Below are 22963 nucleotides of genomic sequence, written 5' to 3'. Positions count from 1 at the left end.
GGACTCTGGCGACGGGTGACGGAGGGCAGCCGCCCGGACACTCGCAATCCGCCCTGGGGGCGCAGGGGTCAGATCACGCGGAAGAGGTCGGCGGCGGCGTGGACGTCGGTGAGGTCCTCGATGGAGCGGAGGTTGTCGCACAGCGCCTGAAGGACCGAGTCGGCTTCGGCGACGCGGGGGGTGCCGACGGCCACGCCGAAGACCCGGAAGTCCAATCGGTGCTTGGCGTCGTTCCAGCCGCGCATCCATTCCTCGCTGACGCCGCAGTCGTCGTCGGTGATCATCACGATGTCGCCGCGGGCGCGGGCGGTGTCGTTGAACTCCTCCTCCAGCAGTTCCGCGGCCGCCGACAGCGGCGTCTGGTAGCTGGTTCCGCCGCCGAGGAAGGACTCCGCGAAGTCGAGCACCTGGGCGATCTGCGCCGGCTGCTCGGCCGGGAAGCGGAAGACCTGGATCTTGTCGGCGGCGGAGAACAGGATGCCGACGAAGTCCCGCCCCGCGTGGCGGGCCTGATCGAGCAGCGCCAGAGCGCACGCCTTGGCCCACGCTTCCCGGGTCACGCCGCCGGGCCCTGTCTCGTACATGGAGTGCGAGGTGTCCACGCACGCGATGACAGCGCCCTGGCCGGTGGCCTGCTCTCCCTGGCTGTCGTAGAGCATCAGCTCCCCGGCGGCGTAGCGCACGGCGAAAACCGCACGCAGCTCGGACAGGCCGAGGCCCACCAGCTCGGAGGGGATGACGCGGGAGAGGTCGTTGCCGAGCGTGACGCCGACCAGTTCCCCGGTGGCGTTCTCCACCTTGCGGGCGCGCTCACCGCCGGCCATCTGCCGGAAGCGACCGATCAGCTCGGCCCACTGGGCGAGCCGGCCGGCGCGTAACCGCTCGGCGAGTTGGGCGCGCCGAGCGAACGGCATCCGCTCCAGCTCGCCGGGAGCGACGCCCCACGCCCGCATGAGTGCGGCCTCCTGGCGCACGGCCTCGGCGGCCTTCGCCGCGGCGTTCCGTGCGGCGGCACGGACACCGGGGGCCGCCGCTGCGAGGGCCTGCGCGGCATCCTGGACGGCGTCTTGGGCAGCCTGCCGCGGGGCAGCCTCGGCCGCGTCGATCGGCTGCTGTACGGCGTCGGCGTCCTGCTGTGCCTTGTTTGCCTGCTCGGCACGTTGGCGGGCCTCCTGGGTGCGCTCCAGCATCCGGCGCAGGGCGGCGGCCTGGGCGAGCACGGCCATGGCGGCTGCGTAGGGGTCGCCGGCCGTCTCCCGGTGCAGCTCGGCGAACTCCGGTGACTCCGTCAGTGAGGTGATGATCTGGTGGTTGACCAGCCGGGAGAGGTCCATTTCCGCGCGCTCGCGCAACCGCGGCCTGGCCTTGTAGGCGGCGAGGAACGCGTCGGTCAGGAGGTCAGCGGTGTAGTCGTAGCGTTCGTTCAACTCCTCGGCCAGATCGCGCAGTCCGGCCGACTGCTCGTAGGTGTCGCGCCAGGTGATCCGGTCGAACCGGTCCTTGACCACGGCCGCGGTGTGCCGCTCGGGAGCGGCGGCGGACCGGCCCAGCCGTCTCCCGGCCGGGCTCGCCGGCTCGCCCCGTGCCTTGTCTGTCCGGCCCATGGTTCGGCCCCCCGGTGTTCAGAGCTGGGCTTGCACGGTGGTCGCGTCCACGCCGAGGGCCTCGGTGAGAACGCGGGCGCGGACGGCGCGCTGGCGGCCGGTGACACGGTCGATGGCAGCCGTCGAGCGGCCGGCGCTCGCCGCCTCCTGGCGCAGTTTCTCCAGCCGTTTCCCCGCCGTGGCGAGCTGGTTGTGGGCCTTTTTGATGACCCACTCGCTCAGCGCCTCGCGGGACTGCCCGGCCATGGCGTCGAGTTGGGCCTCCAGTTCCTCGATGGCATCGGCCAGGTCGAGCGCCTCCTTGGCATCGGGGTTCACCAATTGCAGCACCTCGCGCTCGACGGTCGGGCGTTCGGCGGGCGAGTCCCACAACACGTTGGTCAGTACCGACAGGTCCGTCTCCGCGACCGTCGGCCGGCCGTCCAGGTACGCGGACGCCTGGAGCAGGCCCACCGCCTGCCGCCAGCGGCGGTCGGAGGCGATGAGTTCCCTGCGGCGCAGGGCGGCTCGCAGAGTGCACACCGCATCCACGATCACATCGGGGACGTCCACGCCCGGGACCGCTTCCGTCACGGCATGCTGCAACGCGGCCAGCTCGATGGTGGTCCGGGTCGGTGCCGCCGGGCGGCTGACGGCGGAGCGGACCAGCGCGGCGAAGTTGGAGGGATCTTCCAGGTAACCGACCTCGATCCGCACCAGCAGCCGGTCGTAGATCGCCGCCGAATCCTCCCCGCCGGGTAGTTCGTTGCTCGCCGTGATGGCCCCGATCAGGGGGCAGCGGATCGGCTCACCGCCGCTCTCGGGGTGGTAGATCCGCTCGTTGAGGTACCCCAACGTCTCGTTCAGCGCCGCCGTGGAGCACTTGAAAATCTCGTCGATGAACGCGACGTGCGCGGTCGTGGCGCGGCCGTCGTAGACCTGGCGGTACTCACCCCGCGCCAGCGCGGCGACGTCGATGGGACCGAACATCCTCGTCGGCGCGGTGAACTTCGACAGGAGGATCTCCCAGTAGGCCGCTCCCTCGATTCTGCCCGTGAGCTCTCGGGCCAGCTCGGACTTCGCCGTTCCGGGCGGGCCGAGCACCAATGAATGCTGCCCGGCGAGCAAGGTCACGACCAACGTCCGCACCACGTCGGCCCGTTCGTAGAAGCGGTCCGACAGCTCATCGCTGATCGCCCGCAACCTCTTGGCCGTGTCCTGCGCGTCCTGTAAGTCCAAGTTCAACTCCCTTCGTGCGAAGCCCTGTTGGGCCGACGGCTCGACGGGATCACGGGACGGCTCTCCCGCCACAGCTACGACGAGGAGACAAACTAGCTCCCCGAGGGCCCGATCCAACACTGTGGCTCGCAGATCGAGCACCCTCACAACTTCCTGATATCCGCGCTCCACGCTGGCCCCATGCACGATGGATCAGCCACACATCACACACGCCCGGCCTCGGGCCGCACCCTTCCGTCCCGGTCCGCCCTTGCACTCCTGTCCGTCTCGGTGTGCCTGCTGGCCGGCTGCAGCACCGCGACGCCGGACGCGAAGGACCCCGTCGGGCACCCGGCGAAGACACCCGTGCAGGCCGCCGGGGCGGCGACGGGGCCCCGGCTGGAACTGCACGCCACCGACGGTCAGGAACATGTCCCGGTCACCACCGGCGGCCGGGTCACGGTCGAAGGAGGCACGATCGCCGAGGTGTCCCTGTCCACCGCGGACGGCCACGCGGTGCCGGGCGAGCGGTCGCAGGACCAGAAGAGCTGGGCGCCCTCGGGTGAACTGAAGCACGGGACGACCTACCGGTTGACCGCCGAGGCCACCGGTGCCGACGGCCACCGCACGAGCAGGACCGTGACGTTCAAGACCCTTGCCGAGGCCGACCGGTTCACGGGCACCTACACCCCGGAGAACGGCTCCACGGTGGGGGTGGGCATGCCGGTCTCGCTCACGTTCGACAAACCGATCACCGACAAGAAGGCCGTCGAGTCCGCCGTCGAGGTCAGCGCCGACAGCGGACAGACCGTCGTCGGCCACTGGTTCGGCGGGCAGCGCCTCGACTTCCGTCCGCAGGACTACTGGAAGCCCGACTCCACGGTCACCGTCAGGATCCGCCTCGCCGGAGTGAAGGGAGCCGCCGACGCGTACGGCGAACAGGACAAGACCCTCCGGTTCAAGGTCGGGCGCAGTCAGGTGTCCACCGTGGACGCCGCCGCGCACACCATGAAGGTCGTCCGGAACGGCACCACCGTACGGCGCATACCGATCACCGCGGGCGCCGCCTCGTCGCCCACCTGGAACGGCCAGATGGTCATCTCCGAGAAGCTGATCTCGACGCGGATGAACGGCGCCACGGTCGGTTTCGCCGGCCAGTACGACATCCCCGACGTCCCGCACGCCATGCGGCTGTCCACCTCGGGCACCTTCATCCACGGCAACTACTGGGGGGACGACTCCGTCTTCGGCCGGTCCAACATCAGCCACGGCTGTGTTGGGCTCAATGACGCCAAGGGCGGCGGCGACTCCGGCCAGGACGCCGCTTGGTTCTACGGCAACTCCCTCATCGGCGACGTCGTCGTGGTGAAGAACTCCGACGACAAGGTGATCGCCCCCGACAACGGACTCAACGGCTGGAACATGCCGTGGAGCGAGTGGACGGCGGGTTCGGCGCGATGAGGCACCACGTGAGACACCCCGTGGGCCATGTCTGCTCCTCCGTGGGCTCCCGGCTGCCGGTTCCCGCCGCGGTCCTGGCCCTGGCGCTCGCCCTGGCCGGGTGCGGCGGCCCCGATACCGATACCGGTACGGCGGCGGGGAGCGCCCCCTCGGCCGCCGCCGGCGCGCAGGACGTCCGGGCTGTCGCGCCCGACACGACTCCCACCGGATCCGAACCGACAGCGGCCGGCGGGGCGGGCGGAGCAGGCGGATCCGGCGACAGCGGCACGGCCACCGCAGCCGCCACAGCCGCCGCCCCGAGCGCCTCCGCAGCGGCCGACCTGCCGGGCCTCGGCCCCCGGACGCTCGCCGAGGTCCCCGACAACGCCCGGCAGGTCCTCATCGTCACCGGGAAGGACAAGGACTCGCCGCAGTCGCAGGTGGTGCTGTACCAGCGCACCGACGACAGCGGCTGGACCGCAGGGCAGACCTGGGCCGCCCACAACGCGCTCAAGGGCTGGACCGACGACCACTACGCGGGCGATCTGCACTCGCCCATCGGTGTGTTCACCCTCAGCGACGCGGGCGGACTGCTCGCCGACCCGGGCACGAAGCTGCCCTACGACCGGTCCGGCAGCTTCACCATCGGCGGCACCGGATTCGAGGGCGAACCGCTCGCCGGCTCCTTCGACTACGTGGTCGCGATCGACTACAACCGCAAGCCGGGCACCACCCCGCTCGACTGGACCCGTCCGCTCGGCACGGGCCGCGGCGGCGGCATCTGGCTGCACGTCGACCACGGAGGACCCACCCACGGCTGCGTGAGCCTGTCGAAGCAGCACATGAAGGAGCTGCTGCGCACGCTCGACCCGGCGCTGCACCCGGTGATCGTCATGGGGGACGCCAAGTCCCTCGCACGGTGACGGCCAACACCACCGCCAAAAGATCACGAACCCAAAGAGCTCGAACCCAAAGAGCTCGAACCGAAAGAGAAGGGGCTCAACGACCTGTGAGCAGGCATCAGTTGGAGTTAGGCACGAGACGGAACAGTGCGATGGTCACGGCGGCGGGACTGGTCTCCACGGCCCTGCTGCTGACCGCCCTCCCGGGCGAGCTCGCCCATGCGGCTGCGGCTGCGGCCGCGGCCGGTACGTCGGCCGACGCGAGTTTCGCGCTGTCGGCCCCGGGCGCGAGCGGCAACGGCAGGCCCGGTCCGCTGAAGACGGTGACACTGGTCACCGGCGACCGGGTCATGATGGACGGCGCCGGAAAGGTCACCGGCGTCATGCGGGCGGAGGGCCGGGAGCGGGTGCCGTTCTCCGTCCGGGAGGTCGACGGACACACCCATGTGGTGCCCGGCGACGCGGAGTTGCTGCTGGCGCGGGGCAGGCTGGACACCCGGCTGTTCGACGTGACGCAGCTCGTTGCCGACGGCTACGACGACGCGGGCCGCACCGACGTACCGCTGATCGTCACCTTCAAGGGCAAGAAGGCGCCCTCGATGAGCCCGTTCACCGGGGCCGGGGCGAAGTTGGGCCGTTCGCTGCCCGTCGTCAACGGCAAGGCGATACGTCCCGTCAAGAAGCGCGGCGCCGAGTTCTGGGACGCCGTCACCGTCACCGACACCGACACCGCCGCCAACGGCGACGCACGTACCGCCGCCGAGTTCATCGCCTCGACGGCCGTGGAGAAGGTGTGGCTGGACGGCAGGGTCCGCGCCAGTCTGGACACGAGCGTCCCCCAGATCGGCGCGCCCACCGCCTGGGCCGCCGGCTACGACGGCACCGGCGTCAAGGTCGCCGTCCTCGACACCGGCGTCGACACCACGCACCCCGACCTTGCGGACCAGGTGATCGCGGAGCAGGACTTCTCGGGCTCGTCGGGCCCCGGCGACAAGTTCGGCCACGGCACCCATGTGGCCTCCACCGTGGCCGGGACGGGCGCCAAGTCCGGGGGCAAGTACAAGGGCGTCGCCCCGGGGGCCGAGCTCCTCAACGGCAAGGTCCTCAACGACGAGGGCTGGGGCCTGGACTCGGGCATCATCGCGGGCATGGAATGGGCGGTGGCGCAGGGCGCCGACGTCGTCAACCTCAGCCTCGGCGGCCAGGACCGGCCCGGCGTCGACCCGCAGGAGGAGGCCGTCAACCGGCTCTCCGCCGAGTCCGACACCCTCTTCGTCATCTCGGCGGGCAACGAGGGGGAGGGCGGTGAGAAGACCGTCGGCTCGCCCGGCAGCGCCGACGCCGCGCTCACCGTCGGCGCCGTCGACAAGGCCGACCAGCTCGCCGACTTCTCCAGCCGGGGCCCGCGCGTCGGCGACAGCGGGGTCAAGCCCGACCTGACCGCGCCCGGCGTCGCCATCACGGCCGCCGCTGCCGCGGGCAGCGTGCTGGAGGAGTGGTACCCCTCCGACGTACCCGGCTACCTCGCCCTCGACGGTACATCCATGGCGTCGCCGCATGTCGCGGGTGCCGCGGCCCTCCTGGCCCAGCAGCACCCCGACTACTCCGGCGAGCGCATCAAGTCGGTGCTCACCGCGTCCGCCGAGCCCGGCGCGTACAGCTCCTACCAGCAGGGCACCGGCCGCACCGACCTGGTGCGGGCGCTGGACCAGAGCGTCATCACCGAACAGGCGTCGCTCGACTTCGGCCTCCAGCAGTGGCCCCACCAGGACGACCAGCCGGTGACCAAGCAGCTCACGTACAAGAACCTCGGTACCGAGCCGGTCACCCTGGACCTCACCGTCGACGCGTTCGCGGTGGACGGCAAGCCCGCCGCCGAGGGCATGTTCGCCGTGTCCCCGCAGCGGATCACCGTCCCCGCGGGCGGTACGGCGACCGCCGACGTCACGGCGGACACCCGGACGGGCGCCGACGGCAGCTTCGGCGGCTCGGTGCAGGCCACCTCCGCCGACGGCAAGGTCCGGGTGCGGTCCGCCGTCGGCGTGGACCGCGAGGCCGAGTCGTACAGCCTCACGCTCAAGCACCTCGACGAGAACGGCGCACCGACCGGCGACTCCCTCACCACCGTCAGCGGCTGGGCGGGCAATTTCTACGCGGAGTACTCCGACGAGCAGGACGGCGAGCTGACGGTACGGCTGCCCAAGGGCGACTACACCCTCACCGGCATGATCCACCCGTATGCCGCCTCCGCCACCCACAGCGTGCTGGCGCAGCCGAAGCTGACCCTGGACAAGGACACCACGGTCACCGTCGACGCCCGCGAGGCACAGCCGGTGGACATCACCGTGCCCGACCCGGCGGCCGAGAACACCGAGGGCACGGTCCGGTTGGACTACGACCGGGGCGGCGAGCTCTCCCCGGTCGCGCTCACGTTCATCCTGCCGACCTTCCAGAGCGGCCGGTTCGGGCTGATCGGCTCCGAGCGGCCCGAGGGCGGCGTGTCCACCACCTACGCGGGCACATGGAGCCGCAAGGACGACGAGGGCCGGCCCGTCAGCTACCGCCTGGCCTTCGAACAGCCCGGACGGTTCGGCGGCTTCACCGCCAGGACCGAGCAGAAGCAGTTCGCCGAGGTCGACGTCCAGGCGGGCGCACCCGTGGCGGGCAGACGCGCCCAGGTCATGGCGTCCGCCCACGCGGCGAACGGCGACTTCCTCGACACCAGCGCGGACGTGCGGGGGCCCCAGCCGCTGAGCACCACCGAGTACATCCTCGACAACGGTGTGAAGTGGTCGTTGCGCGCCTGGCAGGTCAGCGGTGAGATCGACCGTCCGGTCTTCGAGAGCTTCCAGATGCGGATGCCCAGGACCTGGCAGGCCGGCCACACCTACCGCGAGCAGTTCAACGTCGGCGTCTTCGGCCCGACTCTGAGGGGCCAGGGGGACACCGGACCGGAACAGGGATACCCGGGTGCGTTCCGCCGCGGGAACACCATCAGGGCGTATCTGCCGGTCGTCGGTGACGGCGCCGGCCACTGGGGCGACAGCCTCTTCACCTCGGTGACCAGCTCGCTGGAGGCCGACGGCAAGGAGATCTCCGACGACTACGAGACCCCGCCGTCCCTGGGCACCACCGAGTACACGGTTCCCGCCGGGGACACCGAGTACCGGCTGACGGTGGACAACTCCCGCGATCCCGCGCTGTACGCGGTCAGCACCCGGGTCCGCGCCGAGTGGACCTTCCGCTCCGCCGAAGCCCCCGAGGACGAGAGGACCGACCTGCCGCTGTCGGTGATCCGCTTCACCCCCGAACTGTCCCTGGCCAGCACGGCGAAGGCGGGCGAGCGATTCGACGTGCCGTTCGCAGTGGAGGGCGCATCCGCCGGCCGACAGCCCGCGAAGCTGGCCTTCGAGGTCTCCTACGACGAGGGCACCACCTGGCAGCCCACGGAGCCCGTCGACGGCACCCACCTGTCACTCCAACACCCGGCCGAGCCCGGCACCGTCTCCCTGCGAGCCAAACTGACCGACGACTCGGGCAACACGCTCGTCCAGACGATCGACCGCGCCTACCGCACCACCCGATGACCTGACCCACCACCGCACAACAGATCCCGCCCGGGGCCGAGGTCCAACCACCGCCCCGGGCGAGATCGCCTGCCGCGAACTGCCCCTCGGTCCGACGGGCCGGGAGGACGCCCGCTGGAGGGTCTCCTCTCTCAGCACGGACTGGGATCCGCGACGCAACGTTCGCGCGGTGGAGGAACTGTCCGACGGCAGAATCGTGGCGACGCTGGACGACCGGCTCTCGCTCGAGGACGGGACACGGCTCGACCACTTTCCCCCTCCGCCCCGGTGTCCCTGTTGCGCTGCACCGACAGCCTGCCGGCCCTCGCGCCCGCAGGATCGGCTGGGGAACGGAGCCGGCTGCGCATCCGCCGCGGCAGCCGGATCTATCCGCCGTTGTCCGGCTCCGCGGTTATCGGCGGCCGTCTCGTTCACGTTCGCTGCGCCGCAGTGCGCGGCGCTGCTTACCCGGCAGGGTGGCGGCCAACTCGCCCACCAGGGACACGTCGTGGCCAATGCCATCCCGGCCGCCCCCGCACCACCACACCGGTGGGCCCGCCGGGTTCGTTCCGCCCTCGTCCAAGGCGTCAGCGGTCCCTGCGGAACGAGGGTGCATTCCGATCTTGTGTTCCCAGCACATCGGCCAGACCTGCCACAGCAACTCCATAATGGTCGACTGCGCTGCATCTGCGACCACAGTCAGGACCGTCATCGCATCGTCCGGCTCTGGCGGGTCGCCCTCCTCCAGGTCGCACGCATTCACCGAATTGCCGTGCCAACGGCCGTCGGACATCGCCACGTAGACCTGATCGCTGTCGATTCCGGTCGGGGACGAAGGCTGCCAAGGCGGGGCAACCATCAGTATCAGCGGGTCCTGACCCGGCAGGGTCGCCGTCAGGTCACTATTGATCACAGCGAGTGCAGCCTCCAACTTCGGCCACTGACCGGGCTCGGCCCGCTTGGGCTCCGGAGGATGCTGCCGACCGTGACCATGACCAGGGCCGATGCTGGAATACGAGTAGTGGCTCACCGGGGCATTGTCCCAGCCACGCCGTCCTTCACCGGTGGCGGAGAGCTGGTGGGGTGGGATGCCGTGGGTGATGGCGATGGCGGGCGGATCGCTGGCGCTGTTCTGACGCATCGGCGCAGGTCGGAGAGGCGGTAAAGGATCATTCTGTCGGCGGGTCGTACCTGTCGCGGAATGGCACAAATGTGGCGGACGATGTCACTCGTGCCACTGCCGGGGTGGCGCTATCACTCTTAACCTGTACATATGACCTTCTCACTCGACCTGCCTACCGGCCCCCTGGCGGATGCCATCCTCGCGACCGTGCGTGCCTCCGAGACCCCTTCGATGTTCAATCACAGCGTGCGGAGCTATTTCTTCGCTCAGCTGTTGGCTGAGCACGAGGGAAGCGTGGAGGACGCCGCCTACGACCGTGACCTGCTCTTCGCCGCCACCGTCCTGCACGACTTGGGCACGGGCAGCCTGGCCAAGGGCGAAGCCCGCTTCGAGGTGGAAGGCGCGGACCTGGCGGCGGCGCTGTTGCGCGAGCACAAGGTCCCCGAGGCGGACATCGACCGTGTCTGGGAGGCGATCGCGCTGCACACCTCCATCGGTATCGTCGAACGCCGCGGTTTGTTGTGCTACCTCACCGGCGTGGGCGCGGCCATCGACTTCGGTGCCAGGGCGGAGATCGTCTCGGGGTGGGAGAAGCAGATCCACGCCGCCTACCCCCGCCTTGCCATGTTCCGCTCGGTCGTGGATGCGATCGTCGAGCGAGCGGCCCGGTCGGCCGCCGCGGCCCCCATTGGTTCCATCGGCGGCGAACTGCTGCGCGAACGACGCGCCAATGGCGTGACCACCCTGGAGCTGGCCGCAGCCTCCTCCCCCTGGGGAGAATGACCGCCCTCGGCGACGAGGGATGTGCGGCAGGCAGGCAGGCAGGCAGGCGGGTCGGCTCAGGCGAGGAGTTTCGCGAGCTGGGCCATCTCGGTGGGCGGGTCGATCACCGGTTGGACGAGGAGTTCGTCGACGCCGGCCTGTTCCAGGGTGGTGATGCGGGCGAGGAGGTCGTCGCGGGTGCCGACCAGGGCAAGGGTGTTCATCAGCGAGGGCAGAACCAGGTCACGGTCCTGCGGTGCGATGCGTCCGAGGTAGTTGGGGTAGAGCTTGGTGTGCCGGTCCGGCGCGGTGGCGGTGGTGCCGCGCCGGTCGAGGAGCCGCCGCACCGCCTCGCGTTCCTCGGGGCCGAGTTGCTCGACGAAGGCGGGTGTGTCGGCGGCCGTGTCGGCGGCGAAGGCCAGCAGCGACAGGACGAGGTGGCCCGTTGCGTCCCGGGCCGCCTCGCCGTGGGGGTCCTCGTCCTCGTCTTCGTCGAGCAGGTGGAGCGAGGTGACCACGTAGGAGTTCGCCCGGGAATCCGTGTGGGAGCCCGTGGGGGAGTCGGGGCCGCGGGGCGCGCCTTCGGCGGCGTCGCGGCGGGTGTCGTGCAGCGCGTGCCACGCGGTGGGGTCCAGCAGGCCGAAGGAGATGAGGCCGGTGCCACGCCGGCCGGCGACGGCGGCGGCCTTCGGTCCGAGCAACGCGGCCACGACGAACTCGATCGGGTCGGCCGTGTTCACGTGCGCCCCGGCGTGCAGGAACCGGATGTCGCGGACCCGGTCGCCTTCGCGGTACTCGGTCGAACGTCCGGCGCACAGGTCCTGCAGTGCGACGGTGAAGCTCTCCAGCCTGGCCGCCGTGGTCGGCCCCATGCCGAGGGTGCGCCGGGCGGTGTTTCCGGTGCCGACTCCGCAGATGATCCGGCCCGGTGCCAGGGCGTTGAGGCTGGCGAGCCCGCTCGCGGCGGCCGGGGCCGAGCGCAGCGCCGGTGAGGTCACGCCGATGCCGAGCCTGATGCGGCTGGTGGCCTTCGCGCACAGGCTCAAAGCGACGAACGGGTCGCCGTGGACCATCGGGGTGTCGTTGACCCAGAAGCTGTGCAGGCCCAACTCCTCGGCCCGCACGGCGAGGTCCTCCACACCGGGCTGCGCGGCGACGACGACGCCTGCACGCATCAAGACCTCCAGGGTGTGAGGTTCGAATCGAACCTGCTCAGCATGGCAGGTCCCGGCGCAGCGCCGTTGCGGAGTCGCGTGAGCGTGTCACGTCGCGGGGCGGGGTGGCCGTGCCTGACGCGCGCTCGCTGCCTGCCCTGGCGCCGGGTCGCCGCCCGCCCGTCGTGCGGCCCGCGTCGGGAGGAGCAGACGTCCCGCCACGGGCCGGCGTTCCCCTCACCGGTTCTGTACCCACCAGGTGAACACGGTGACGACTGCGGCCCCGGCCGCCGTTGCGAAGCCGCGTACCGCGCCGTGCACGGCAATGCGGCCGAGTCGTCGAGTCGTGGTGTTCCTGACGTTCCTCACGAGGAGCCCCCTCGGTCGTCGCCCGGCCCGTTGCCGGGGTGTTGACACCAGTTTGTCCATCGGGTCCGGGCAGTCCAGAATAACGGGCACACCGGGCAGAACGATCCAAAGCTGCTGGTCAGCGACTGCCCGGCCGGTGCCCGCAGCGGGCACATCCCGGGTACGGGCAGCAACGAGGGAGCCGATGCATGACGGGGGACGCCCGCGCGCTGTACGACGCGCTGCGCACACTGCGACACCGTGCCGAAACGGCCCGGAAGGCCGCGGGCGAGCCTTTCTCGCAGCGTGCCGTCGAACGGGCAATGGCGGGACCGCCGTTCGAGAACCCGGGCTTCCGCGGCCAGAGGATCAGCGACTGGGTTCCCGAGGCTCCCGACAAGGCGCAGATTCCTGCTCCGGGCAGCGAGAGATCCGTGTGGCAGCTGGTGTGCCTATGGAGCGACTGGGCTGGGGAGACCCCGGACGAGAGGGTCTGGCGATCCCTGATCAGCAGGGCCCAGCGTTCTCGCTTCCGGCAGGGCCGGCCGTCCACAACGCGGAACCACCGCGGCGACCCCGGCGATCCAGGCGACCACGGCCACCCGGGCGACCACGGTGAGTACGGCGACGTATTCGATCGGCTGGACGACGCCCTGCTCACCGACCGCCCCTGGCTGACCGACCGCATCGACGCCTTCGTCGCCGACCGGCCGCGCGGCTACTTCTTCATCGAGGGCCAGACGGGTGTCGGCAAGACCACGCTGATCGCCCGGCTCGCCAAGGACCACGGCCATCCGCACCACTTCACCTCGGGCCACAGCAGCCGTCGCAGGACCGAGGACGCGTTACGAAGTCTCGGCGGCCAACTGGTCGCACGGTACGGCCTGGACGACAACTCCGGCCTCTCCGACCTCGCCCGCTCCGGCCACCCGGTGGCCTTCCGCAGGGTGCTGGGCGCGGGTGCCGCGGCGGCGAAGGAGCAGGGGCAACCCCTCATGCTGCTAGTGGACGGCGTCGAACTGGCGGACGAGCACCGGCCGATGCCCCTCGGGCTGCCCGACGAGCTCCCCGACAACGCCTACGTGATCGCCACACTCGCCGACGGCTTCCCCCTGCACGGCCGGAAGCCGCCATGGGACCACGTACGCATCGATCCGCATGCCGAGGAGTCGCTGGACGACATGCGTCGGCACATCGACCAGGCCCTGGAGTCCCACGATCGGCTGCGCGAGTGGATCAGGCCCATGCCACCCGCCGAGTTCCGCGAGGTGCTCGCACGGCACTGCGCCGGCGTGTGGATCCTGCTGCAGCACCTGCTCGACGACCTCCGCGCCCGGCTCGTCCGGCCGGAGGCCCTGCCAGAGCTGCCCGAGGGACTGTGGACTCACTACAGCCGCAAGCTCGACGAGCTGACGCCCGAGGAGCTCGACCTGGCTCTGCCGGCGCTGAGCACCCTCGCATGCGCCGAGGAGCCGCTGTCCTTGGACGTCGTGGTGGCGCTGGCGGACATCGAGGACACGGCGCGCCACCGACGCGAGCTGCGGGCACTCGTGGCGGGACGGCTCCGGCAGTTCGTGGTGACCGAGGGGGACAGGGAGGCCCCTCGCTACCTCACCAAGCACGACAGTGTGCGGCACTACTTCACGGGCCGGCTTCCGGACCGCACCATGACAGGCGACGAGCCTCGGCTCGATCTGCTCCGCGACACCGCCGAACAGACACGGCACCGGATCGTCGACCGCTACGTGCTGGCGCTGTTCGGCACGTGGGACAACTTCCCACGTGCCCTGACGGCGTCTCCGGCCGAGCTGGGCAGGATGGACGGCGGCTACGGGCTGCGCAACCTGGCCCTGCACCTGCAGACCGCCGGCAAGACCGACCTGCTCCACCAACTGCTGGCGGCCGAAGCCGTTCTCCCCGACGACGGGTCCGGCGTCCCCGCCAACGTGTGGTTCACCGCCCACGAACAGCACGACTCGCTGGGCGCTTACCGCAACGACCTGGCCCTGGCGCGACGGCTGGCGGCCGTCGCGACCGACCACGACCTCGCCCGGGGCAGACTCGCCACGACGATCGGCCGGGAGGTCCGCTACGCGCTCATGGACGCCAGCGTGGAGTCGATCGTCCGGGCGAGCGACGCCAACGTCACGCAGGCCGTCCTGCGCGCGCTCGTCGAAGGATGCGTGTGGGACCCGGCGAAGGCCCTCGATCGCATCGAGGCGGTGCGCGATCCGCAGACCCGGGTGAACCTCCTCGCCGCGCTGGTGCGGGCACGCCGCGACGACGGCGGCTCCTGCCTGTCCGGAGAAGACGCCGTGGCCGCGTGGCACCTGCTCCAACCGCTCGACACCCTGCGGGCCTACGAGGTGGCCGGGCAGCTGCTGCCGCGCCTGCCCGAACCGGAGCGGGTCGCGATCACCGGGGAACACCTGCGGCTCGGACTCGATCCCTCCACCCTCGGGCGGACACTCGTCCTAGGCATGCTCGCGGGCTGCCTGGACGAGGCCGACCTCGACGCCGCTGTGGACGCGGTGCTGGCAGCCGGGGACGACGAGCGGTTCACCGCCGCCGCGCTGACCGCGATGCTGCCCCACGTGTCTCAGCCCGCGCTGCGGCGGATCCTCCGGGCCCTCGACGACCGGCCCCCGCACACGTTCCGTTGGGGGCGGGTGCACCGGGCGCTCGCGCAGCGCCTGGCCGCCGACCGCATCCACCCGGACCGGGTGGCCGGGCATGTCACGGCCGAACTGTTCGCACTGATGCACGACGGCCTGGGGTTGGTCACCGTCACGGCCGTTCGTCCCGAGCCCGACACCGGTCCGCTCCACTCGCTGCTCTCCGCCCTGGACGACTCCCGCCGCACCCGGGTGCTGGACACCGTGCTGGACCGGGTCGCGGAGCAGCAGCCCTGGAAGATCGCCGGGATGCTGGCCGAGATCGGCGGGTTCCTGTCCGGGCCGCCGGTGGACAGGGCGCTGGCGACGGCCCGCGGCATCTCCCCGGTCCATCACCCCGGGGCCAGGGCCAAGGCGCTGGCCGCGCTGCTGCCGGCGGTCCCGGAACCCCGTCGGCCGGACCTGGTCGCCGAGACGCTCCGGACGCTGCCCGCCCAGCGCTCCGGCGACGACCACGACCGCGGGGAGACGCTCCGCACGCTGGCCGGCCACGTCGACGGGGAGCACACCGCCGGCGTGGAGAAGCTGGTCCGGGCCCTGGAGGAGGCCGACCGGGCGGAGCCGCTCGCCCTGCTGGCCGGCCGGACGCCGGGGCATGCGGGCGTGCGACTGCGCGAGGAGGCCGTCGCGATCGCTGCCGGTCACCACGGCCGACGGCGCGCGGAGATCCTAGTCAAGATCGCCCCGCATCTGGACCACCGGACCCGCCTGAGGGCGTTCGAACTGGTGTCGGGCATCGGTCACGGCAAGACGGTCCAGGCGGGCCGCGACGCCGCGCTCGACGCCCTCGCCGTCGGCGCGGGACACGAGGAGGAGCTGCGCCACGCCCTCCGGGCCGCCGGGCGGATCCACGACCGGCTGCCCCAGGCAGCCGCACTCGCCGCGCTGGCGGCCCAGCTCCCCACCGACGAACGACCCCGCGTACGAAGGCGCGTGGAGGAGCTTCTGACCTCCCTCGCACCACCGGACCGAGCCGATCCCCTCATCACCCTGGCCGCCGCGCTCCCCGCCCGCGAGCACGACGAAGTGCTGCGCCGCGCCGCCGACCTCATCCCCGCGAGGCGGGAGCCCGGCGACCATGGCTTCCTCACCCGACTGCGCGCGGTGCACCCGGTCCTCACCGACGAGGAGATCCGCGACCGACTGATGGACGCCGTCCATTGGACCCCGGGTTCGGGCTGGGACGGCCTCGACGTCTGGGCCGCGCTGGCACCGCCGGGCCGGACGGACCGCCGACTGCTGAAGAAGCCGGAGAAGGCAGCGCACAGGCGGCTCCGGGGCGGCAGGGAGCACGAGATGGCGCAGTGCATCGCGATGCTCGCACCGCACCTGCCCGCGAAGGCCGTCGCCGCGATGACGTCCGTGGCCGAGCAGCGACACGAGAAGGTACGGGGCCTTCCGCTGGCCGCGCTGGCGCACCGGCTCACCGGGCCGGACCGCGAACGCGTCGTCCGTCAGGTCCTCACCGACATGTGCGCGGAGGAATCACACGGCGAGGGCGGTCCCGTCACGATCCACATCGGGGTGGACGCCCACGCCGTCGGCGCGCTCGCCCAGGCGATGACCGAACCTGAACGCGACAGGCTCCTCGACGTCGTCCTGCCCAGGCTGGGACGGGCGCCATGGCCGTTCGACCTCCTCGCCCGGATGCTGCCCTCCCTGACGGAGCGGCAGCGGGCCCGCGCCCTGGAGGCGGGAGCCGCGCTGCTTCCCGAGCGCGTCAAGCTGCCCGGTGAGGACTTCTCAGCCGCGGCGGCACACGCGGATCAGGCGTTCCTCCGGGTCCTGGTCGAGGAGGCTCGGTACCGGCCCGACGCCCACAGGTCCCACGCGGTCGCCGCGGCGCTGGGCTCCCCCTCGGCGGCTCCGCGTGCGATGCCGTGGAACGAGGCCGCCGGGAACCGCCTTGGCCCGGTACGCGAACTCCTTGAGGGCCTGGCGCGCCCCGGCCTGCTCGCGGTGCTGCGAGCCGCCGCACCGCACGTGGGCCACCACGGCGGCATGGCGGCCGCCCAGGAGTGCGTCCGCGCGGTCGAGGACGTGGTGCGCTGGTGGCCGTGATCGAGTTGTCCCGCCCGCGGCCCAGAGAACAGCCGAGACGCGTTCGGTGCGAGCGCTTGCGCCGACGGCCGGGGCGTCGTTGCCGACTGTCGACGACCCGAACGGAGTGCCGCTGGCCGGGAGTTCTCGATCCGCTACGGCGTCGTCTGGTGGCTCCGGGCTCTGGGCCGGGGGCTCCAGGGGGCGCTTGAGACGGTCGCTGGGGAGATGAGCCCCAGAGCGCCGTTGTCCCTGCCGTCCAGCATGTGGTTCAGCCAGCGTTCGTACCAGGTGAGGAAGTCCTGGGCCGAGGAGACGTTCGGGGGCCAGAAGCCGTCCCCGTTACCGATGAGCATGCGGCCGGTGAGGGGGCCGGTCACGCCGATGAGGCACAGGTCGGTACAGCCCATCTCGATGATGTGGAGGAACAGGTCTCCTTGCAGTGCGTCAGGGTGGTTCACGTGATGGAATCCCCGTGGGGCGCCGTCCGGGGGCTGCCGGTCCATGGTGAACAGCCTGCACTCCTCAAGCGGAAGCAGACCGTAGAAGGGGCCGGCACCGCTGCCCCCGAGTTCGACAAGGAACTTTCGGTAGGCCGACGGCAGTTCGATGTGGTGCTCGTCCTCGAAGAGGTTCGCCTGCACGGAACTGATGCGCGGGCCGACGCGAAACGCGTGACGCTCAGCGCCCATTGAGTGGCTGCGCTGCACCTGGTACGGGACCTTCGCCAGCTTGGAGCGTATGCGCGATATGCGGGAGTCCATCGGAGGATCTCTTCTCTCGTCCGCCGTCACTCTACTGGCGCGCCGCCCGAATGAGACGTCTCTCTGCTCCGCGGCCCAGCCGGGCGGGGATGGCGGTAGGGCGCTCAGCATCACCGGACGGCCAGGGCGTTCGGCTCCGCCCCGACCCCGACCGTCCCGACTCCGGGGCGGACGGACGTCATGACAGGTAGGTACCGGGTGCGGGAGTTGGTGGCAGGCGTCCGGCTCCCAGCCTTCCAGGACGGCTGCCACACACCACTGGCGGAGTGGATTCAGTGGGGGTGTGAGCCGTCCGTTGAGTTTTGGCAGCACCATGGCTCCGTTCGGTCTGCTCGTGGCTTCGGCAGTGTTGGAGGCCCCGTGTGTGAGGGGATGTCGGCCCCACTTCGCGGTCTCTGACGCGTGATCTGCCAAAGCGGTTTGGCCCCACCGAGCATCACGGATCGGGGCATGTCAGTGGGGCCTGCCAGGATGCGCTCATGGAACCTTCGGAGATCGTTCAGGAATTCTGGGATCGCATGCAGGCACGGGACTGGGAGGGGGTCGGCGGGTTGCTGGCCGATGACCTGGTGGTGGAGTGGCCGGTCAGTGGCGAGCGGATCGTGGGCCGCGGGAACTTCGTGACCATCAACGCGGAGTACCCGGAGGGGTGGTCGATCAATGTGCTGCGGGTCTTGGCGGATGGTGAGGTCGTGGTGTCTGAGGTGGAAGTCCCCCATGAGACGTTGGGGACCCATCGGGTCGTGTCGTTCTGGACGGTCCGGGACGGGAAAATCGTTGGGGGCCGGGAATACTGGACAGAGCTGGGCTCGGACCCGTCGCCGGAGTGGCGGGCTGCACTTGTGCAGCGGTTGTGACCAGGGGCCCCGGCCGCCGACCTGCTGGTTCTTGGCATGGGAGAGGCGGTGCGAGTCGGTGCCGGTCTCGATGATGCCGCCGCCGAAGGTGAGCCGGTCCACGATCGCTGCGCAGAGCCGCGGGTCGGTGAAGGTCCTCGTCCAGCCTCCCAACGATTCATTGGAGGCGATGGCCACGGACGCCTTTTCCTCCCGCTTGGCAGTTCGGCGCGGCGGCGGTTCGGTTCCATGTGGCCGAGCTCATCGATTGCGAGGACAGCCACGCGGCCGTAGGCGAGGAAGCCGCGGTAGGTCATCTGCTCGCGGACCGCGGCGCCGGCGGGGTCGGGGAACTGAGCCCGGATCGTGGGCAGCCGCAGCCGCAGCCGCAGCCGCAGCCGCAGCCGCAGCATCCGGCAGACGGAGTCGTTGGCGGCATTTGCGGCCTGCTCAGTCAGGCCCCGGTGGCGTTGAGCGGTACGGTGGTTCTCCCTTGCGGCGGGCGGTGGCGGGCCGGGTGCCGCAGCAGCGCGTCATAGGCGGCCAGCGAAGTCACCGGTGAAGGTAGCGAACCGGCCGGCCGCGCTTCAGCGGTGTTCGGGTGTTCGGCGTAGGTGTCGGCCGCGGCCTGCGGGCCTCCAGCGCGACCGCGTCCGCGGTCAGGGCCCCCGCGCCCAGGACTGCTGCGAGGCCGGCGACGACATGTGTGTGGGCCGTGTGCCGGTGAAGCAGCAACACCTTGATCAGCGTGCGCGTGCCCTCGGCGTCGCCGTGCGCCTTGCGCACTGCTTCCCATCAGGCGTCGTGCACCGGAGTGAACGAACCGGCCGGCGGCACGGGCCTGGTCCAGCGCGGTCGCCCCCGGCAGGGCGGTGGGCTTGCGCAGCAGCGCCTCCAGGTAGTGGTCGAGTCCGAGGCGGACTCCGCCCTTGGCGACCCGGCGTTCGTGCCGGGCAACCTCGGTGCGGCCGTCGTAGATGACCACTTCGCAGGCATGCACCAGGACTCTCACCTGCCGTCTGATCAGCCGCACCGGCACCGAGTAGTGATTGGTGCGGACGCTGACCTGCCCGTAGCGGTCCACTCACGGAGTCGACCAGCGGCCAGCCTCGAACGGCTCGTCGGGCAGCGCGTTGAGCAGCGGCTGTTCGTCGCCGAAGCACTCGCCCACCGTTCGCGGCCACGCGCCGATCCGGCGCGCCATTCGTCCGCGGCATCCCACTCGTCGAAGCGCGCATTGCGCTTGGCCAGAGTCGCGGTTTCCGGGACCGGAACCAGCCGGTTGCGGCAGAAGCGTCCGCCTTCGCCCTCGACGCCGCTCTTCTCGTGGGCGCCTTTCAGGTCGGGCCGGCAGTAGAAGTCCTCCAGGCCGATCCTCCGTGCGTTCAGGAAATCTGAAGACTCCGAATCGCGAACCCAGGGACACCGTGGCGATTCTGCCCCGTGGGCGAGGCGGGTTGCCGTGTCGCTAGCCTGTGCGAGTGACGCCGACCGATGATCGACAGTTCCCTGCCGCGCTCGCCGCTGCGATGGCCGTACCGTTCGACTACGCGCGCGGTGACGGGGTCGACTTCGAACCTTTCGGGGCATTCCTGTCCGCTGAGCAGACCACTGACTGGTTCCGGGCTTGGACGGGAAACGGCGAACTGGACGGCGACGGCTTCCGCATCTTCGGTCAGGACGGCTCGGGCGGGTATGCGGCGTTCTGGCTGATCCGCCCGAGCCAGCCACTGGCCGATCAACCTGTTGTCTTTCTCGGGTCCGAGGGGGAGACCGGTGTTGTAGCGCGTGATCTGGGCGACTTCCTGTGGCTACTGGCCGGCGGTTACGGCCCCTGGGAAGCGGTGACCTCCTATGAGCCTGACTGGGTCCCGCGCCCCAACCGCGATCTGACGGCCATCGCCGACCGGTTCGCACCGGGCCGCCGTCGGTCAGCCGCTGCCGTGATCGAGCTGGCCACCCAGGAGTTCCCTGAATTTGAAGACACCATCATGGAGCTCTGCCGCTGATTCTGCGCCGGAAACCTCCCCGGCGCTGAGCCGTCAGCAGGGGTATCGAAGTTGCTCATCATGAGGGGTTCGGTGTCCCCTCAACTTCCGTTTCCGTCACTGTGCTGGTGTAGCGGATGCTGACCTTCGCCGAGGGAGAGGACGTGTGCGTGGTGGAGGGGTCGGCGCCGTTGGCAAGGGCTTCTTCAAGGATGCGGTCCTGCCTCAGCCGCTCGACGCCCACGGGCAGTTCATTGACCAAGCCTGTCTATCCAGAACGTGCCCACGGTTGTTGTCGTGGTGGCGGTGTTCCTCGTGATCAGTAGATGTGGGTTGGTGCTGTTCGGCCATCCTCGGTGGCGGTAGGCGAGGTACTCGCTAGTCGCCTCGACGGTGTAGTCGTCCAGGGGACGGTTCAAGCCCTCGGGGTCGAGTCGCAGTCCCGGCAAGTCCACATGTGCGAACGGCATCGATCGAATCTGGCGGGCGGGCAGCGTATGGATACCGGACAGGGCCACGACCACGCGAAGGGCCGGATCCTGCAGAGCGACAAGAGCCACGGATTCCACCTCGTCCGCGGTGAGTGATGCGGGGATCTTGATAGCGGGCTTGCCGCCTTTGATGCCTCGCATCGGGTTGGCGAAGACCAGCCGCTTGGCCTTGAGCGTGCTGAACAGCGAACGCAGGGCACTGGCGTCGTATGCGCGGTAGGGCCGGTCGGCGAGCCATCTGGTGATGTCGCCGAGGTGGCCTGCCGCAGGGTTGTGTACCTACCGGTGTAATCGGTCAGGAATGCCAGGATGCTCCTCAGGTTCGTAGTGACCGTCGCGCGGGCACTCGACGACGAGAACAGCTGAGGGTCGAGCTGTGAGGCCTTGCTGCTGAGTCCCCGAAGCTCGCGTGGCATCACGAACAGCAACAGCTTCGTCCAACGTGCCGGAACATAGTGCCGCCGCGGTGTGACCACGGATCCGAAGGAAAAGGCTGAGGCTGGCGGCCGCCGCGCGGTCGCCAGGCGCCGATGATGAAGAGTTGCTGACCCGTGCGGGCCGCTGCTGTCAGGTCGACACGGGTCTTGTTGTCCGGGCCGGCGACCAAACTGGCCTGGCGGCGGGGGGCATAGGCGGCAGAGCCCCTGCATCGCGGCGACCTCGCATGCGCAGACGTCGCAGTGGCGGCTGGTGGCCTTCGAGGTGAAGCCCCCAGCACGCTTTGCACCGAGGACGGTCGATCCAGCCCCATCCGAAACAGTCCCGGCAGCTGCGGGTGGCCCAGGGTCGTGATCGCGGGACGGGCTAGCTCATAGCTGCGGCCCCGAGCGACCCGGCCGGCGCTGCTGGGTGATCGGGCTGCCGCCGACGACTTGCTTCCCCGCCTCCAGGGTTGTGGTCTCCTGCGGGACGCTGGCCTTCTCTGGGGATGAGGAGGTCGGGGGTAGTGCAGTCCAACACCTCGCAGATGATGTCGAGGTCGGCCAGGCGGACGGTTAGAGGCCGTCCGGACCACAGGTGGGACATCTTGCCAGCCGAGATCACCAATCCGGCTTCAGCGAGCATCCGTTGGAGTTCGGAGGCCTTTCAGATGTCGCGTTGAGCGGCGACCATCCGCAGGTTCCACTTCATCGGCGTGTCCCTCCGATCGGGTCGTGGCCTGTTGTCCCGCGCGGGATCCAGGCATCCTCGACGTGGGACTTCTCGACGTGTAACGGCGGAGTCGGGTACTGGAACTGCCCGAAGGCCTGCGGTGCAGAGCCGCTTGGGGCGGGCTCAGTAGCCCATCTCAGCGAAGCTTGACGGGCGTTGGCATCGCATAGTTCGGCCTGGGGTGCCAGGGGTGCGGGTCTGCCGCGGCGGTGACATCATCGGTCAGGTGTCCGAAGAGTGCTCCCGTGGCCCGTTCCGCTCACCGTAGTCTCGTGCCGTGGTCGACGAACATGGGGCAACCGACGCCTTCAAGAACCGATGCACAAATGCGGCGCTGACGCTGGAATCCTGCGTCAGCTACTTCATCGACCGCATCTCCTTGGACGAGTGCAACGAGGACCGCAAGGACAACACGCTGGACGTGTGGCTGCGCGAGGGGCCATGGAAGCCCGACGTAGTGATCTCGCTGTCCGATCTCCACTCGGTCCGCCCGTGGGAACCCGGACTGGGCGTCTCCTTCATCGACGAGATCTCCCTCGTCCACCTGCCGAAGCTGCCGTTGCCCTGGCCCGCCGAGGCGGTCGGCCGACTCGATCGCTCCGAGCACCTGCCCGAACTGGTCTGGCTGAGGATCACCGGACCGGTCGAAGTCGACGCTGTGGCCGCGATCTTGACCGTCTACCGGGCCCAGAGCGACGATGCAGTCTCCGTGCTGCGGTGACAACTTGACGGCGACGGTGTTGTGGAGGCCGAGGGTGCGGGTGGGGATTGCGGCGGGCAGCTCGGTGGAGCGGGATGCCGAGCTTGCGGAGTCGTTGACCCATTGCCTAGGACTTGTCCGGCCGATCATGGCTCTGGATAGTCGGGCATGATGCCCAGGTGAGCATCATCGTGAAGTTCTTCGTGGCGCCGGACGACACG

The 22963-nt window shown here is 70.3% G+C and carries 17 protein-coding genes and 2 pseudogenes; 8 read left to right on the top strand and 11 right to left on the bottom strand.

Annotated features, from left to right (window positions below; all coding sequences use genetic code 11):
- Window positions 1-68 precede the first annotated feature (68 nt).
- Entirely contained in the window at window positions 69-1604 is a 1536-nt protein-coding gene (locus tag ACWCPF_RS43080) for a VWA domain-containing protein (RefSeq protein WP_451050608.1), read from the bottom strand.
- Between the two features lie 18 nt (window positions 1605-1622).
- The gene (locus tag ACWCPF_RS43075; protein WP_451050607.1) at window positions 1623-2822 is read right to left on the bottom strand and encodes an AAA family ATPase; all 1200 of its coding nucleotides are present in this window, start codon (window positions 2820-2822) and stop codon (window positions 1623-1625) included.
- A 180-nt stretch (window positions 2823-3002) separates the two neighbouring features.
- Between ACWCPF_RS43075 and ACWCPF_RS43070 the strand changes: the two genes are divergently transcribed.
- From ACWCPF_RS43070 to ACWCPF_RS43060, 3 genes are all read left to right on the top strand, one after another.
- Window positions 3003-4262 carry a L,D-transpeptidase gene (locus tag ACWCPF_RS43070; RefSeq protein ID WP_451050606.1) on the top strand — a complete coding sequence of 420 codons (1260 nt, stop codon included), beginning with the start codon at window positions 3003-3005 and terminating at the stop codon, window positions 4260-4262.
- Complete coding sequence (locus tag ACWCPF_RS43065) at window positions 4259-5164, top strand: L,D-transpeptidase family protein (RefSeq protein WP_451050605.1); 906 nt, start codon at window positions 4259-4261, stop codon at window positions 5162-5164. Before ACWCPF_RS43070 ends, ACWCPF_RS43065 begins: the two co-directional genes overlap by 4 nt.
- Window positions 5165-5295: 131 nt before the next feature.
- The gene (locus ACWCPF_RS43060) at window positions 5296-8730 is read left to right on the top strand and encodes a S8 family serine peptidase (RefSeq protein WP_451050604.1); all 3435 of its coding nucleotides are present in this window, start codon (window positions 5296-5298) and stop codon (window positions 8728-8730) included.
- Window positions 8731-9121: 391 nt separating this feature from the next.
- Here ACWCPF_RS43060 and ACWCPF_RS43055 read toward each other — a convergent pair whose 3' ends face one another.
- On the bottom strand, window positions 9122-9850 hold the full coding sequence (locus ACWCPF_RS43055) for a hypothetical protein (RefSeq protein WP_451050603.1): 729 nt from the start codon (window positions 9848-9850) through the stop codon (window positions 9122-9124).
- 132 nt (window positions 9851-9982) lie between these two features.
- Between ACWCPF_RS43055 and ACWCPF_RS43050 the strand changes: the two genes are divergently transcribed.
- A complete protein-coding gene (locus ACWCPF_RS43050; protein ID WP_451050602.1) occupies window positions 9983-10615 on the top strand; it encodes an HD domain-containing protein in 633 nt (210 codons plus the stop codon).
- A 56-nt stretch (window positions 10616-10671) separates the two neighbouring features.
- On the opposite strand, the gene ACWCPF_RS43045 is transcribed toward ACWCPF_RS43050, so the two are convergent.
- On the bottom strand, window positions 10672-11769 hold the full coding sequence (locus ACWCPF_RS43045) for an LLM class flavin-dependent oxidoreductase (protein ID WP_451050601.1): 1098 nt from the start codon (window positions 11767-11769) through the stop codon (window positions 10672-10674).
- 536 nt (window positions 11770-12305) lie between these two features.
- Between ACWCPF_RS43045 and ACWCPF_RS43040 the strand changes: the two genes are divergently transcribed.
- Window positions 12306-16832, top strand: a complete 4527-nt coding sequence (locus ACWCPF_RS43040; RefSeq protein WP_451050600.1) for a hypothetical protein — start codon at window positions 12306-12308, stop codon at window positions 16830-16832.
- Window positions 16833-16966: 134 nt separating this feature from the next.
- Here the strand turns inward: ACWCPF_RS43040 and ACWCPF_RS43035 are convergent, their stop codons facing one another.
- Entirely contained in the window at window positions 16967-17575 is a 609-nt protein-coding gene (locus ACWCPF_RS43035) for an SMI1/KNR4 family protein (protein ID WP_451050599.1), read from the bottom strand.
- Window positions 17576-18054: 479 nt separating this feature from the next.
- On the opposite strand from ACWCPF_RS43035, the gene ACWCPF_RS43030 reads away from it, so the two are divergent.
- The gene (locus ACWCPF_RS43030; RefSeq protein ID WP_451050598.1) at window positions 18055-18432 is read left to right on the top strand and encodes a nuclear transport factor 2 family protein; all 378 of its coding nucleotides are present in this window, start codon (window positions 18055-18057) and stop codon (window positions 18430-18432) included.
- Between the two features lie 21 nt (window positions 18433-18453).
- Here ACWCPF_RS43030 and ACWCPF_RS43025 read toward each other — a convergent pair.
- The 3 genes and pseudogenes from ACWCPF_RS43025 to ACWCPF_RS43015 all read right to left on the bottom strand — a co-directional run.
- Window positions 18454-18869: pseudogene (locus ACWCPF_RS43025) on the bottom strand (ATP-binding protein); the annotation flags it as partial.
- 94 nt (window positions 18870-18963) lie between these two features.
- Window positions 18964-19197 (bottom strand): hypothetical protein, encoded by a 234-nt coding sequence (locus ACWCPF_RS43020; protein ID WP_451050614.1) that lies wholly within the window; start codon window positions 19195-19197, stop codon window positions 18964-18966.
- Between the two features lie 193 nt (window positions 19198-19390).
- Window positions 19391-19444: pseudogene (locus ACWCPF_RS43015) on the bottom strand (hypothetical protein); the annotation flags it as partial.
- Window positions 19445-19892: 448 nt separating this feature from the next.
- Between ACWCPF_RS43015 and ACWCPF_RS43010 the strand changes: the two are divergent.
- Window positions 19893-20420 (top strand): SMI1/KNR4 family protein, encoded by a 528-nt coding sequence (locus tag ACWCPF_RS43010; protein WP_451050597.1) that lies wholly within the window; start codon window positions 19893-19895, stop codon window positions 20418-20420.
- Window positions 20421-20478: 58 nt separating this feature from the next.
- On the opposite strand, the gene ACWCPF_RS43005 is transcribed toward ACWCPF_RS43010, so the two are convergent.
- The 3 genes from ACWCPF_RS43005 to ACWCPF_RS42995 all read right to left on the bottom strand — a co-directional run bounded on the left by ACWCPF_RS43005 (window position 20479) and on the right by ACWCPF_RS42995 (window position 21916).
- The gene (locus tag ACWCPF_RS43005; protein WP_451050596.1) at window positions 20479-20661 is read right to left on the bottom strand and encodes a hypothetical protein; all 183 of its coding nucleotides are present in this window, start codon (window positions 20659-20661) and stop codon (window positions 20479-20481) included.
- Complete coding sequence (locus tag ACWCPF_RS43000) at window positions 20651-21031, bottom strand: hypothetical protein (protein WP_451050595.1); 381 nt, start codon at window positions 21029-21031, stop codon at window positions 20651-20653. The genes ACWCPF_RS43005 and ACWCPF_RS43000 overlap by 11 nt, the downstream gene beginning before the upstream one ends.
- 663 nt (window positions 21032-21694) lie before the next feature.
- Entirely contained in the window at window positions 21695-21916 is a 222-nt protein-coding gene (locus tag ACWCPF_RS42995; protein ID WP_451050613.1) for a helix-turn-helix domain-containing protein, read from the bottom strand.
- Between the two features lie 403 nt (window positions 21917-22319).
- Here ACWCPF_RS42995 and ACWCPF_RS42990 point away from each other — a divergent pair, with 403 nt between their 5' ends.
- A complete protein-coding gene (locus ACWCPF_RS42990) occupies window positions 22320-22763 on the top strand; it encodes a hypothetical protein (protein ID WP_451050594.1) in 444 nt (147 codons plus the stop codon).
- Window positions 22764-22963: the final 200 nt, after the last annotated feature.

The organism is Streptomyces sp. NPDC001858 (genome assembly GCF_053594615.1).
The sequence above is the reverse complement of the archived record's forward strand: the minus strand, read 5'-3'. Positions and strand labels throughout refer to the sequence as shown.